At 52.8% G+C, this 13788-nt stretch carries 13 protein-coding genes; 10 read left to right on the top strand and 3 right to left on the bottom strand.

Going from position 1 to position 13788, the window contains the following annotated elements:
* Positions 1–47: 47 nt before the first annotated feature.
* Entirely contained in the window at positions 48–2921 is a 2874-nt protein-coding gene (gene gcvP, locus BGK49_RS21245) for an aminomethyl-transferring glycine dehydrogenase (RefSeq protein ID WP_000195054.1), read from the top strand.
* A 266-nt stretch (positions 2922–3187) separates the two neighbouring features.
* Positions 3188–3931: an SDR family oxidoreductase gene (locus BGK49_RS21240; RefSeq protein ID WP_069375832.1), complete on the top strand. Its 744-nt coding sequence runs from the start codon at positions 3188–3190 to the stop codon at positions 3929–3931.
* 56 nt (positions 3932–3987) lie between these two features.
* On the opposite strand, the gene bglA is transcribed toward BGK49_RS21240, so the two are convergent.
* The gene (gene bglA / locus BGK49_RS21235) at positions 3988–5421 is read right to left on the bottom strand and encodes a 6-phospho-beta-glucosidase BglA (RefSeq protein ID WP_004986559.1); all 1434 of its coding nucleotides are present in this window, start codon (positions 5419–5421) and stop codon (positions 3988–3990) included.
* Between the two features lie 44 nt (positions 5422–5465).
* On the opposite strand from bglA, the gene yqfB reads away from it, so the two are divergent.
* Both yqfB and trhA read left to right on the top strand, forming a co-directional pair.
* Positions 5466–5777 (top strand): N(4)-acetylcytidine aminohydrolase, encoded by a 312-nt coding sequence (gene yqfB / locus BGK49_RS21230; RefSeq protein WP_001182954.1) that lies wholly within the window; start codon positions 5466–5468, stop codon positions 5775–5777.
* A 163-nt stretch (positions 5778–5940) separates the two neighbouring features.
* Positions 5941–6600 (top strand): PAQR family membrane homeostasis protein TrhA, encoded by a 660-nt coding sequence (gene trhA, locus BGK49_RS21225; protein WP_000250274.1) that lies wholly within the window; start codon positions 5941–5943, stop codon positions 6598–6600.
* A 74-nt stretch (positions 6601–6674) separates the two neighbouring features.
* On the opposite strand, the gene ygfZ is transcribed toward trhA, so the two are convergent.
* Entirely contained in the window at positions 6675–7655 is a 981-nt protein-coding gene (gene ygfZ, locus BGK49_RS21220) for a tRNA-modifying protein YgfZ (RefSeq protein WP_000886098.1), read from the bottom strand.
* A 242-nt stretch (positions 7656–7897) separates the two neighbouring features.
* On the opposite strand from ygfZ, the gene sdhE reads away from it, so the two are divergent.
* The gene (gene sdhE, locus BGK49_RS21215; RefSeq protein WP_000354046.1) at positions 7898–8164 is read left to right on the top strand and encodes an FAD assembly factor SdhE; all 267 of its coding nucleotides are present in this window, start codon (positions 7898–7900) and stop codon (positions 8162–8164) included.
* The gene (locus BGK49_RS21210; RefSeq protein WP_000244777.1) at positions 8145–8552 is read left to right on the top strand and encodes a protein YgfX; all 408 of its coding nucleotides are present in this window, start codon (positions 8145–8147) and stop codon (positions 8550–8552) included. The genes sdhE and BGK49_RS21210 overlap by 20 nt, the downstream gene beginning before the upstream one ends.
* 39 nt (positions 8553–8591) lie before the next feature.
* On the opposite strand, the gene fldB is transcribed toward BGK49_RS21210, so the two are convergent.
* Positions 8592–9113 (bottom strand): flavodoxin FldB, encoded by a 522-nt coding sequence (gene fldB / locus BGK49_RS21205; RefSeq protein ID WP_001055874.1) that lies wholly within the window; start codon positions 9111–9113, stop codon positions 8592–8594.
* A gap of 111 nt (positions 9114–9224) precedes the next feature.
* Here fldB and xerD point away from each other — a divergent pair, with 111 nt between their 5' ends.
* The 4 genes from xerD to prfB all read left to right on the top strand — a co-directional run bounded on the left by xerD (position 9225) and on the right by prfB (position 13784).
* The gene (gene xerD, locus BGK49_RS21200) at positions 9225–10121 is read left to right on the top strand and encodes a site-specific tyrosine recombinase XerD (RefSeq protein WP_000806638.1); all 897 of its coding nucleotides are present in this window, start codon (positions 9225–9227) and stop codon (positions 10119–10121) included.
* Positions 10122–10145: 24 nt separating this feature from the next.
* On the top strand, positions 10146–10856 hold the full coding sequence (gene dsbC / locus BGK49_RS21195; RefSeq protein WP_000715205.1) for a bifunctional protein-disulfide isomerase/oxidoreductase DsbC: 711 nt from the start codon (positions 10146–10148) through the stop codon (positions 10854–10856).
* Positions 10857–10861: 5 nt separating this feature from the next.
* Positions 10862–12595, top strand: a complete 1734-nt coding sequence (recJ, locus tag BGK49_RS21190) for a single-stranded-DNA-specific exonuclease RecJ (RefSeq protein ID WP_000813209.1) — start codon at positions 10862–10864, stop codon at positions 12593–12595.
* Positions 12596–12685: 90 nt separating this feature from the next.
* Positions 12686–13784, top strand: a protein-coding gene (gene prfB / locus BGK49_RS21185; RefSeq protein WP_001701073.1) for a peptide chain release factor 2 whose coding sequence is annotated in 2 segments (ribosomal slippage) — positions 12686–12760 and positions 12762–13784 — 1098 coding nt in all. Because the reading frame shifts where the segments join, the coding sequence is not laid out codon by codon here.
* Positions 13785–13788: the final 4 nt, after the last annotated feature.

Genomic DNA, 13788 nt, shown 5'->3' with positions numbered 1-13788 from the left:
AAGGAGAGAGGTTCACAATTCACTGCACGTTTCAGGAACCATCGCTCATGACACAGACGTTAAGCCAGCTTGAAAACAGCGGCGCTTTTATTGAACGCCATATCGGACCGGACGCCGCGCAACAGCAAGAAATGCTGAATGCCGTTGGCGCACAATCGTTAAACGCGCTGACCGGCCAGATTGTACCGAAAGATATTCAGCTTGCGACCCCGCCGCAGGTTGGCGCACCGGCGACCGAATACGCCGCACTGGCAGAACTCAAGGCTATTGCCAGTCGCAATAAACGCTTCACGTCTTACATCGGCATGGGTTACACCGCCGTGCAGCTACCGCCGGTTATCCTGCGTAACATGCTGGAAAATCCGGGCTGGTATACCGCGTACACTCCGTATCAACCTGAAGTCTCCCAGGGCCGCCTTGAAGCACTGCTCAACTTCCAGCAGGTAACGCTGGATTTGACTGGACTGGATATGGCCTCTGCTTCTCTTCTGGACGAGGCCACCGCTGCCGCCGAAGCAATGGCGATGGCGAAACGCGTCAGCAAACTGAAAAATGCCAACCGCTTCTTCGTGGCTTCCGATGTGCATCCGCAAACGCTGGATGTGGTCCGTACTCGTGCCGAAACCTTTGGTTTTGAAGTGATTGTCGATGACGCGCAAAAAGTGCTCGACCATCAGGACGTCTTCGGCGTGCTGTTACAGCAGGTAGGCACTACCGGTGAAATTCACGACTACACTGCGCTTATTAGCGAACTGAAATCACGCAAAATTGTGGTCAGCGTTGCCGCCGATATTATGGCGCTGGTGCTGTTAACTGCGCCGGGTAAACAGGGCGCGGATATTGTTTTTGGTTCGGCGCAACGCTTCGGCGTGCCGATGGGCTACGGTGGCCCACACGCGGCATTCTTTGCGGCGAAAGATGAATACAAACGCTCAATGCCGGGCCGTATTATCGGTGTATCGAAAGATGCAGCTGGCAATACCGCGCTGCGCATGGCGATGCAGACTCGCGAGCAACATATCCGCCGTGAGAAAGCGAACTCCAACATTTGTACTTCCCAGGTACTGCTGGCAAACATCGCCAGCCTGTATGCCGTTTATCACGGCCCGGTTGGCCTGAAACGTATCGCTAACCGCATTCACCGTTTGACCGATATCCTGGCGGCAGGCCTGCAACAAAAAGGTCTGAAGCTGCGCCATGCGCACTATTTCGACACTCTGTGTGTGGAAGTGGCCGACAAGGCGGGCGTACTGGCGCGTGCCGAAGCGGCTGAAATCAACCTGCGTAGCGATATCCTGAACGCGGTTGGGATCACCCTTGATGAAACCACCACGCGTGAAAACGTAATGCAGCTTTTCAGCGTGCTGCTGGGCGATAACCACGGGCTGGAGATCGACACGCTGGACAAAGACGTGGCTCACGACAGCCGCTCTATTCAGCCTGCGATGCTGCGCGACGACGAAATCCTCACTCATCCGGTGTTTAATCGCTACCACAGCGAAACCGAAATGATGCGCTATATGCACTCGCTGGAGCGTAAAGATCTGGCGCTGAATCAGGCGATGATCCCGCTGGGTTCCTGCACCATGAAACTGAACGCCGCCGCCGAGATGATCCCAATCACCTGGCCGGAATTTGCCGAACTGCACCCGTTTTGCCCGCCGGAACAGGCTGAAGGTTATCAGCAGATGATTGCGCAGCTGGCTGACTGGCTGGTGAAACTGACCGGTTACGACGCCGTTTGTATGCAGCCGAACTCCGGCGCACAGGGCGAATACGCGGGCCTGCTGGCGATTCGTCATTATCATGAAAGCCGCAACGAAGGGCATCGCGATATCTGCCTGATCCCGGCTTCTGCGCACGGAACTAACCCCGCTTCTGCACATATGGCAGGAATGCAGGTGGTGGTTGTGGCGTGTGATAAAAACGGCAACATCGATCTGACTGATCTGCGCGCGAAAGCGGAACAGGCGGGCGATAACCTCTCCTGTATCATGGTGACTTATCCCTCTACCCACGGCGTGTATGAAGAAACGATCCGTGAAGTGTGTGAAGTCGTGCATCAGTTCGGCGGTCAGGTTTACCTTGATGGCGCGAACATGAACGCCCAGGTTGGCATCACCTCGCCGGGCTTTATTGGCGCGGACGTTTCGCACCTCAACCTGCATAAAACTTTCTGCATTCCGCACGGCGGTGGTGGTCCGGGTATGGGACCGATCGGTGTGAAAGCGCATCTGGCACCGTTTGTACCGGGTCATAGCGTGGTGCAAATCGAAGGCATGTTAACCCGTCAGGGCGCAGTTTCTGCGGCACCGTTCGGTAGCGCCTCTATCCTGCCAATCAGCTGGATGTACATCCGCATGATGGGCGCAGAAGGGCTGAAAAAAGCAAGCCAGGTGGCAATCCTCAACGCCAACTATATTGCCAGCCGCCTGCAGGATGCCTTCCCGGTGCTGTATACCGGTCGCGACGGTCGCGTGGCGCACGAATGTATTCTCGATATTCGCCCGCTGAAAGAAGAAACCAGCATCAGCGAGCTGGATATTGCCAAGCGCCTGATCGACTACGGTTTCCACGCGCCGACGATGTCGTTCCCGGTGGCGGGTACGCTGATGGTTGAACCGACTGAATCTGAAAGCAAAGTGGAACTGGATCGCTTTATCGACGCGATGCTGGCTATCCGCGCAGAAATTGACCAGGTGAAAGCCGGTGTCTGGCCGCTGGAAGATAACCCGCTGGTGAACGCGCCGCACATTCAGAGCGAACTGGTCGCCGAGTGGGCGCATCCGTACAGCCGTGAAGTTGCGGTATTCCCGGCAGGCGTGGCAGACAAATACTGGCCGACGGTGAAACGTCTGGATGATGTTTACGGCGACCGTAACCTGTTCTGCTCCTGCGTACCGATTAGCGAATACCAGTAATTCACTGATTCGACTATTTTCTAAAGGCGCTTCGGCGCCTTTTTAGTCAGATGACAAAGTACAAAAGTGCTCAGACAGTCCCCTCGCCCCTTTGGGGAGAGGGTTAGGGTGAGGGGAACAGGCCGGCACTGGCGCGAATATTTTACCCTCACCCCGGCCATCTCCCTGAAAGGGCGAGGGGAAAAGCGTGCCAACATTGAAGATTGAGCCAGTTTGTTAGCAATCTCAAAGATACGTCAACGAATTAATTTTTCTCGGAAAAACAAATGGCTATAGCACTTGTGACCGGTGGCAGTCGCGGCATCGGGCGGGCAACTGCATTACTGTTGGCGAAAGAAGAGTATACGGTGGCGGTTAATTATCAACAAAACCTCCATGCGGCGCAGGAAGTGGTGAACTTAATCACGCAAGCCGGTGGCAAGGCATTCGTGCTCCAGGCGGATATCAGCGACGAAAATCAGGTCATCGCAATGTTTACAGCAATCGATCAGCACGATGAACCGCTAGCAGCGCTGGTCAATAACGCCGGGATCTTGTTTACCCAGTGCACCGTTGAAAACCTTACCGCAGAGCGAATCAACCGAGTACTTTCCACCAACGTGACGGGATATTTTCTCTGCTGCCGCGAGGCGGTAAAACGCATGGCGCTTAAAAATGGTGGCAGTGGCGGCGCTATCGTCAATGTCTCTTCGGTGGCCTCACGGTTGGGTTCGCCAGGGGAATATGTTGATTACGCGGCATCGAAAGGGGCGATTGATACGTTAACCACCGGACTATCGCTGGAAGTCGCCGCGCAGGGGATCCGCGTTAACTGCGTGCGGCCAAGGTTTATTTATACCGAAATGCACGCCAGCGGCGGCGAGCTTGGACGCGTCGATCGCGTTAAGTCGAACATCCCCATGCAGCGTGGTGGACAGGCAGAAGAGGTCGCGCAGGCCATTGTCTGGCTACTAAGTGATAAAGCCTCTTACGTCACGGGAAGTTTTATCGATTTGGCGGGCGGGAAATAAAACAGGGAAGTTGTCTGACCGGATGCAACAAGTATTGCATCCGGTACTTCATCGACTTAAAGCTTCTCGCCGTTGCTGGCAATCACCTCTTTGTACCAGTTAAAGCTCTTCTTACGTGAACGCGACATATCGCCAGTACCGTCGTCATGTTTATTCACATAGATAAAGCCGTAGCGTTTGCTGTACTGCCCGGTAGTGAATGACACGCAGTCGATGCAGCCCCACGGTGTGTAGCCCATCAGATCCACACCATCGTAAGTCACTGCTTTTTTCATCTCTTCAATATGGGCGCGCAGGTAGTCAATGCGGTAGTCGTCGTTGATGCTGCCATCTTCTTCCACTTTGTCGTAAGCGCCAAAACCGTTTTCGACAATAAACAGCGGCCTCTGATAACGCTCATACAGTTCGCAAAGGGCATAGCGCAGACCTACTGGATCAATCTGCCAGCCCCAGTCAGACGCTTTAACATACGGGTTCGGTACGCTGCCTTCAAAACCAGAGATCGCATCGCCGGTGCCGCCTTCGGCCTTCACTGCGTTGATCATGTAATAGCTGAAACCAAGATAATCGCAGGTGCCTTCACGCAGTACATCCAGATCGCCATCTTCCATTTTGATGTTAAATCCGCGACGCTCCCACTCGTTCAACACATAGGACGGGTAATAGCCGCGTAGCTGCACATCGGTAAAGACGTAGCGTTCGCGCATCGACTCCTGAGCGAACATCACATCGTCCGGGTTACAGGAGTAAGGATAGAGCGGCACCATCGCCAGCATACAGCCGACTTTCATCTCCGGGTTAATGCGACGCGCGGCTTTCACTGCCAGGGCGCTGGCGACAAACTGGTGATGCAGCACCTGGTACATCGTCTCTTCCGGGTTGTCATGCTCGGTATACACCACGCCGGAGCAGCAGTAACCAAACAGCGGCGCACGCCAGTTACGCTGGTTGTTTATTTCGTTGAAGGTCATCCAGTATTTGACTTTATGCTTGTAGCGTTCGAATACCACTTCCGCGAAACGGACAAAGAAATCAACGACTTTACGGTTGGTCCAGCTACCGTATTGCTGCACCAGATGCAGCGGTATTTCAAAGTGGGAGAGGGTTATCACCGGTTCGATGTTGTATTTCAGCAGTTCATCGAACAGAGAGTCGTAAAACTTCAGCCCTTCTTCGTTTGGCTGAGCTTCATCACCTTTTGGAAAAATACGCGTCCAGGCGATGGAAGTCCGAAAACATTTGAAGCCCATTTCGGCAAATAGCTTGATGTCTTCCTTGTAGTGACCATAAAAATCAACGGCTTCATGGTTTGGATAGTATTTTCCTGGCAAGACTTCTTTGGTGATTTCGCGCGGCACGCCGTGTGCGCCACCGGTCAGAACGTCACAAATGCTCGGTCCTTTGCCGCCTTTGTTCCAGCCGCCTTCGACCTGATGAGCGGCAACGGCGCCACCCCATAAGAAATCTTTCGGTAAGGTGAGTTTTTTCACTATCATAGGCTCCAGATGAGTCAATTCTTACAGGAAATAGTACCATGCAGCCAAACGACATCACTTTTTTTCAACGTTTCCAGGATGACATTCTGGCTGGGCGTAAAACCATCACCATCCGCGACGAGTCTGAATCGCACTTCAAAACGGGTGATGTGCTTCGTGTCGGACGTTTTGAAGATGACGGTTATTTTTGCACGATTGAAGTCACCGCAACCTCAACCGTAACGCTGGATACGCTGACGGAAAAACATGCAGAGCAGGAAAATATGACCCTGACTGAACTGATAAAGGTCATTGCCGACATCTATCCCGGTCAGACACAGTTTTATGTGATTGAATTTAAATGTCTTTAAATTGAACTCACGCCTGTTAGTTGAAATTTCTCATTTAATTTCATGATTTTTAGGAGATTAGTCTCAAATCAGAATTTATTTTAGCTAACAGGTGTTCACTGGAACTATTCTCAGTTACGCTGGAGAGGTATACATGTGCGTGTACGTTTCTCCGGAGTAAGTTATGGTTCAGAAGCCCCTCATTAAGCAGGGATATTCGCTGGCAGAGGAAATTGCCAACAGCGTCAGTCACGGCATTGGGTTGGTGTTTGGTATCGTTGGGCTGGTGTTGCTACTGGTTCAGGCGGTGGATCTCAATGCCAGCGCCACAGCGATAACCAGCTACAGCCTCTATGGCGGCAGTATGATCCTGCTGTTCCTCGCTTCGACGCTCTATCACGCCATTCCTCATCAGCGGGCAAAAATGTGGCTGAAGAAATTTGACCATTGCGCTATTTACCTGTTGATTGCCGGAACCTACACGCCGTTTTTGCTGGTGGGGCTGGATTCTCCGTTAGCGCGCGGGTTGATGATTGTTATCTGGAGCCTGGCATTGCTGGGGATTCTGTTTAAACTGACCATCGCGCACCGATTCAAAATTTTATCTCTGGTGACCTATCTGGCGATGGGCTGGCTGTCGCTGGTGGTAATTTATGAAATGGCAGTTAAGCTCGCGGCGGGCAGCGTTACCTTACTGGCGGTAGGCGGCGTGGTTTATTCGCTCGGAGTGATTTTCTATGTCTGCAAACGCATTCCCTACAATCATGCCATCTGGCACGGCTTCGTGCTCGGCGGCAGTGTGTGCCACTTTCTGGCGATCTATTTGTATATTGGGCAGGCGTAATGGGTATGCCTTTGTAGGCCTGATAAGACGCGTCAGCGTCATCAGGCGATAAATGCCTGATGCGATACAGAGATTTACTCTTCGAGTGAATACGGCAGCGGCTCGATATGCAGTGTATTCGCATCGTCGCGTACGCGGAAGATGCTGTCCGGTTCCATATCGTTATTCATGACGACCTGTACCACGACCTGACCATCTTCCAGTTTTACCGCAGCCAGCACCGTACCGGTACGACGCCAGTTCTCGCCCATTTTCAGCTCTAAGTCTTCACCAGCTTCCGGCAGTCGGCTGGCGCTACCTGCCAGCAACCAGAGCGCACGTTTATTGGCACCACGGAATTTTGCTCGCGCCACCATCTCTTGTCCGGTATAACAGCCTTTCTTAAAACTGATACCGCCCAGCGCCTGGAGATTGGTCGCCTGTGGGATAAACTGCCCGCTGTTCGCGGCATCAATCACCGGGAAACCCGCTTCAATGTTTAATGCCAGCCACTGTTGGCTATTGTTCAGTTCCGCTTCACCGCGCAGTTTATCGGTCAGCATATTGGCAGTAGCTTCATCGGTTACGATCAGGAAACGTTCTGCCGGGTGTTCAAACCATAGCAAAGTGGTCGCGCCTTCTTTAACTACCTGTTTTTCTCTCGAAGGTAGTTCACTAAAGAGATTGGCGAGCGCGGCGCGCGCCTGAAAACCGGCAACACCAAGCAGCACACGCTCGTCGTCTGGCGCGATGGTCACTTTAGAGAACACCGCATATTTTTTCAGTTCAGTCAGCTGCGGTTCACGCACGCTGCGCCGTTCAATCCACGCAAAGCCATCGCCGTCGCGGAACAGACGTAAATTGCTCCACATTTTACCTTTGGCGTCGCAATGGGCGGCGAGCAGGTGCTGATTTTCTGTCATCTGGCTGACATCTGCTGTCACCTGACCCTGCATATATTTTTCGCTGTCCGCGCCAGTAATGGTGGCAAGCGCCCAGTCATCAAGCGTCATCAGCGTCAGCGGTAAACGGGCAGAAGCCGTAGGCTGACGGGGAGGAAAAGGTGTAAAAGCCATAATAGAGTCCTGAGTTGCTTAACGGCGTATTAATAACTAATGGTAAAAGAGCTATGAGGCAATGCAAGTGCTTTCACTACGCGATCTGTGCCTTCTGCGAGGCGACTTCCAAAAAAATGAAGCTCTTGAATTGTTGTGAATTAATTTCGCGATCGCGATGGTGTTTACTGATATTCCCGTAAAAGAAGTCGAAAAACACGTTACAATAGCCGGGTACTGGATTTTCGTGAGACAGGAAGAAGATGGACATTAACAACAAAGCCCGCATTCATTGGGCATGCCGCCGTGGTATGCGCGAACTCGATATTTCAATCATGCCGTTTTTCGAACATGAGTACGACAGCTTAAGCGATGACGAAAAACGCATCTTTATTCGTCTGCTGGAATGTGACGATCCGGACCTGTTTAACTGGCTGATGAATCACGGTAAACCGGCCGATGCAGAACTGGAAATGATGGTCCGACTCATCCAGACACGGAACCGGGAACGTGGTCCTGTGGCAATCTGATTTGCGCGTCTCCTGGCGCGCACAGTGGCTTTCCTTGCTGATTCATGGGCTGGTTGCCGCTGTTATTTTACTCATGCCCTGGCCGCTCAGTTACACCCCGTTATGGATGGTGTTACTTTCGCTGGTGGTATTTGATTGCGTTCGCAGCCAGCGGCGTATTAATGCTCGCCAGGGGGAAATTCGATTGTTGATGGACGGGCGTTTGCGTTGGCAAGGGCAGGAGTGGAGCATCGTCAAAGCACCGTGGATGATTAAGAGCGGCATGATGCTGCGTTTACGTTCTGATGGCGGTAAACGGCAACATTTATGGCTGGCAGCCGACAGCATGGACGAAGCTGAATGGCGGGATTTACGGCGGATTTTGTTGCAACAAGAGACGCAAAGATAAATATGACGGCAAAGCATATGCGCTAAGCCGTCAGTGAGATCAGGCGTAATGCTCTGCCATTTCGTTGAGGATTTGCTCGCACCAGCTCTGAATACGCTCGTCGCTAAGGTCATACTGGTTAGTTTCATCCAGCGCCAGACCCACGAACAGTTGCCCGTCAGCAATCACCGGTTTCGGGCTGGTAAATTCATATCCTTCCGTTGGCCAGTAGCCGACGAACTTCACGCCTTTGGTCGAGAGTTTGTCATGCAGCATACCGAGCGCATCGAGGAACCACTCGCCGTATCCCAGTTGATCGCCAAGCCCATACAGCGCAACAATTTTACCTTCAAGGTTCAGGTCGTCGAGCTGATCCCAGACGGCTTCCCAGTCTTCCTGGATTTCGCCAAAATCCCAGGTCGGGATACCCAGAATGAGCACATCGTACTGCTCCATTAATTTCGGGGAGTCGTCCTTGAGGTTATGTAAGGTCACCAGTTCTGGGCCGATAATATCGCGGATTTTTTCTGCCGCCATTTCGGTGTAACAGGTGCTGGAACCGTAAAAAAGACCCATATTCATAACGTAAGCTTCTCGATTCTGCTGTGGCTTTTGCGGCTAGTGTATCAGAATCGCTTTAGTCACGGCACAATAAGGCATAATGGATCAAATGAGTGACCATAAGGGGCGCAAGTGAAACAGGATCTGGCACGCATCGAGCAGTTTCTTGATGCTCTGTGGCTGGAAAAAAATCTGGCTGAAAATACGTTGAACGCTTACCGTCGCGATCTGTCAATGATGGTGGAGTGGTTGCATCACCGCGGGTTGACGCTGGCGACGGCGCAAAGTGACGATTTGCAGGCATTACTGGCAGAACGGCTAGAGGGCGGGTATAAAGCCACCAGCTCAGCGCGTTTGCTGAGTGCAGTGCGCCGATTGTTCCAGTATCTTTATCGCGAAAAGTTTCGTGAAGACGATCCCAGTGCGCATCTCGCTTCACCGAAATTGCCACAGCGTTTGCCAAAAGATTTAAGCGAAGCGCAGGTCGAACGTTTATTACAGGCACCATTAATTGATCAGCCACTGGAGCTACGCGATAAAGCCATGCTTGAAGTGTTGTATGCTACCGGGCTGCGTGTCTCTGAACTGGTCGGGCTGACAATGAGTGATATCAGCCTACGTCAGGGCGTAGTGCGGGTCATTGGTAAAGGCAACAAAGAGCGCCTGGTGCCGTTAGGTGAAGAGGCCGTTTACTGGCTGGAAACCTATCTGGAACATGGGCGTCCGTGGCTGTTGAATGGTGTGTCAATTGACGTGTTGTTTCCCAGCCAGCGTGCGCAGCAGATGACGCGACAGACCTTCTGGCACCGCATTAAACATTATGCCGTGCTGGCGGGTATCGACAGCGAAAAGCTGTCACCGCATGTGTTGCGTCACGCTTTTGCCACTCATTTATTAAATCATGGTGCGGATTTACGCGTGGTGCAGATGCTACTGGGCCACAGCGATCTCTCCACCACGCAAATTTATACGCATGTCGCTACCGAGCGTCTGCGGCAACTTCATCAACAGCATCACCCGCGGGCGTGATGTCTGAAAAGAACGGGAAGATTTATGAAGAAAGGTTTTATGTTGTTTACTTTGTTAGCGGCGTTTTCAGGCTTTGCTCAGGCTGATGACGCGGCAATTCAACAAACGTTAGCCAAAATGGGCATTAAAAGCAGCGATATTCAGCCAGCACCCGTGGCTGGCATGAAGACTGTGCTGACTAACAGCGGTGTGTTGTACATCACCGATGACGGTAAACATATCATTCAGGGGCCAATGTATGACGTTAGTGGCGCGGCTCCGGTCAATGTCACCAATAAAATGCTGCTAAAGCAGTTGAATGCGCTTGAAAAAGAGATGATCGTTTATAAAGCGCCGCAGGAAAAACACGTCATCACCGTGTTTACTGATATTACCTGTGGGTACTGCCACAAACTGCATGAGCAAATGGCAGACTACAACGCGCTGGGGATCACCGTGCGTTATCTTGCTTTCCCGCGCCAGGGGCTGGAGAGCCAGGCTGAGCAACAAATGAAAGCCATCTGGTGTGCGAAAGATAAAAACAAAGCGTTTGATGATGTGATGGCTGGTAAAGCTGCCACTCCGGCAAGTTGCGATATCGATATTGCCGATCATTACGCACTTGGCGTCCAGCTTGGCGTTAGCGGCACTCCGGCAATTGTGCTGAGCAATGGCACACTTGTTCCGGGTTACCAGCCGCCGAAAGAGATGAAAGAATTCCTCGACGAACACCAAAAAATGACCAGCGGTAATTAATTCGCGTGAAACAACAGATACAACTTCGTCGCCGTGAAGTCGATGAAACGGCAGACTTGCCCGCTGAATTGCCTCCCTTGCTGCGCCGTTTATACGCCAGCCGGGGAGTACGCAGTGCGCAAGAACTGGAACGCAGTGTTAAAGGTATGTTGCCCTGGCAGCAACTAAGCGGTGTCGAAAAGGCCGTTGAGATCCTTTACAACGCTTTTCGCGAAGGAACGCGGATTATTGTGGTCGGTGATTTCGACGCCGACGGCGCGACCAGCACGGCTCTAAGCGTGCTGGCGATGCGCTCGCTTGGTTGCAGCAATATCGACTACCTGGTACCAAACCGTTTCGAAGACGGTTACGGCTTAAGCCCGGAAGTGGTCGATCAGGCCCATGCCCGTGGCGCGCAGTTAATTGTCACGGTGGATAACGGTATTTCCTCCCATGCGGGGGTTGAACACGCTCGCTCGTTGGGCATTCCGGTTATTGTTACCGATCACCATTTGCCAGGCGAAACATTACCCGCGGCGGAAGCGATCATTAACCCTAACTTGCGCGACTGTAATTTCCCGTCGAAATCACTGGCAGGCGTGGGTGTGGCGTTTTATCTGATGCTGGCGCTGCGCACCTTTTTGCGCGATCAGGGCTGGTTTGATGAGCGCGGCATCGCAATTCCTAACCTGGCAGAACTGCTGGATCTGGTCGCGCTGGGGACAGTGGCGGACGTCGTGCCGCTGGACGCTAATAATCGCATTCTGACCTGGCAGGGGATGAGTCGCATCCGTGCCGGAAAGTGCCGTCCAGGGATTAAAGCGCTGCTGGAAGTGGCAAACCGTGATGCACAAAAACTCGCCGCCAGCGATTTAGGTTTTGCGCTGGGGCCACGTCTCAATGCTGCCGGGCGACTGGACGATATGTCCGTCGGTGTGGCGCTGTTGCTGTGCGACAACATCGGCGAAGCGCGCGTGCTGGCAAATGAACTCGATGCGCTAAATCAGACGCGAAAAGAGATCGAACAAGGAATGCAGATTGAAGCCTTGACCCTGTGCGAGAAACTGGAGCGAAGTCGCGACACGCTACCCGGCGGGCTGGCAATGTATCACCCCGAATGGCATCAGGGCGTTGTCGGTATTCTGGCTTCGCGCATCAAAGAGCGTTTTCACCGTCCGGTTATCGCCTTTGCGCCAGCAGGTGATGGTACGCTGAAAGGTTCCGGTCGCTCCATTCAGGGGCTGCATATGCGTGATGCGCTGGAGCGATTAGACACACTCTACCCCGGTATGATGCTGAAGTTTGGCGGTCATGCGATGGCGGCGGGTTTGTCGCTGGAAGAGGATAAATTCGAACTCTTTCAACAACGGTTTGGCGAGCTGGTTACCGAGTGGCTGGCCCCTTCGCTATTGCAAGGCGAAGTGGTGTCAGACGGCCCGTTAAGCCCGGCCGAAATGACCATGGAAGTGGCGCAGCTGCTGCGCGATGCTGGCCCGTGGGGGCAGATGTTCCCGGAGCCGCTGTTTGATGGTCATTTCCGTCTGCTGCAACAGCGGCTGGTGGGCGAACGTCATTTGAAAGTCATGGTCGAACCGGTCGGCGGCGGTCCGCTGCTGGATGGTATTGCTTTTAATGTCGATACCGCCCTCTGGCCGGATAACGGCGTGCGCGAAGTGCAACTGGCTTACAAGCTCGATATCAACGAGTTTCGCGGCAACCGCAGCCTGCAAATTATCATCGACAATATCTGGCCAATTTAGCGTCATCTTCTCTATAAAAAAGAGCGTGGATTGGGTACAATCCCGCTCTTATCACCGCATTTTGACTAGCTCAATAAAAGAAATCAGACCATGTTTGAAATTAATCCGGTAAATAATCGCATTCAGGACCTCACGGAACGCTCCGACGTTCTTAGGGGGTATCTTTGACTACGACGCCAAGAAAGAGCGTCTGGAAGAAGTAAACGCCGAGCTGGAACAGCCGGATGTCTGGAACGAACCCGAACGCGCACAGGCGCTGGGTAAAGAGCGTTCCTCCCTCGAAGCCGTTGTCGACACCCTCGACCAAATGAAACAGGGGCTGGAAGATGTTTCTGGTCTGCTGGAACTGGCTGTAGAAGCTGACGACGAAGAAACCTTTAACGAAGCCGTTGCTGAACTCGACGCCCTGGAAGAAAAACTGGCGCAGCTTGAGTTCCGCCGTATGTTCTCTGGCGAATATGACAGCGCCGACTGCTACCTCGATATTCAGGCGGGGTCTGGCGGTACGGAAGCACAGGACTGGGCGAGCATGCTTGAGCGTATGTATTTGCGCTGGGCAGAATCGCGTGGTTTCAAAACTGAAATCATCGAAGAGTCGGAAGGTGAAGTGGCGGGTATTAAATCCGTGACGATCAAAATCTCCGGCGATTACGCTTACGGCTGGCTGCGTACAGAAACTGGCGTTCACCGCCTGGTGCGTAAGAGCCCGTTTGACTCCGGCGGTCGTCGCCACACGTCGTTCAGCTCCGCGTTTGTTTATCCGGAAGTTGATGATGATATTGATATCGAAATCAACCCGGCGGATCTGCGCATTGACGTTTATCGCGCGTCCGGCGCGGGCGGTCAGCACGTTAACCGTACCGAATCTGCGGTGCGTATTACCCACATCCCGACCGGGATCGTGACCCAGTGCCAGAACGACCGTTCCCAGCACAAGAATAAAGACCAGGCCATGAAGCAGATGAAAGCGAAGCTTTATGAACTGGAGATGCAGAAGAAAAATGCTGAGAAACAGGCGATGGAAGATAACAAATCCGACATCGGCTGGGGCAGCCAGATTCGTTCTTATGTCCTTGATGACTCCCGCATTAAAGATCTGCGCACCGGGGTTGAAACCCGCAATACGCAGGCCGTGCTGGACGGCAGCCTGGATCAATTTATCGAAGCAAGTTTGAAAGCAGGGTTATGAGGAA

The organism is Shigella sp. FC1544 (genome assembly GCF_001722145.1).
GTDB lineage: Bacteria > Pseudomonadota > Gammaproteobacteria > Enterobacterales > Enterobacteriaceae > Escherichia > Escherichia coli.
The sequence above is the reverse complement of the archived record's forward strand: the minus strand, read 5'-3'. Positions and strand labels throughout refer to the sequence as shown.

Bases quoted from the DNA above. Each gene is read 5' to 3' on its own strand.
- gcvP (WP_000195054.1), top strand. From the start codon at position 48: ATGACACAGACGTTAAGCCAGCTTGAAAACAGCGGCGCTTTTATTGAA.
- BGK49_RS21240 (WP_069375832.1), top strand. From the start codon at position 3,188: ATGGCTATAGCACTTGTGACCGGTGGCAGTCGCGGCATCGGGCGGGCA.
- yqfB (WP_001182954.1), top strand. From the start codon at position 5,466: ATGCAGCCAAACGACATCACTTTTTTTCAACGTTTCCAGGATGACATT.
- trhA (WP_000250274.1), top strand. From the start codon at position 5,941: ATGGTTCAGAAGCCCCTCATTAAGCAGGGATATTCGCTGGCAGAGGAA.
- ygfZ (WP_000886098.1), bottom strand. From the start codon at position 7,655: ATGGCTTTTACACCTTTTCCTCCCCGTCAGCCTACGGCTTCTGCCCGT.
- sdhE (WP_000354046.1), top strand. From the start codon at position 7,898: ATGGACATTAACAACAAAGCCCGCATTCATTGGGCATGCCGCCGTGGT.
- fldB (WP_001055874.1), bottom strand. From the start codon at position 9,113: ATGAATATGGGTCTTTTTTACGGTTCCAGCACCTGTTACACCGAAATG.
- dsbC (WP_000715205.1), top strand. From the start codon at position 10,146: ATGAAGAAAGGTTTTATGTTGTTTACTTTGTTAGCGGCGTTTTCAGGC.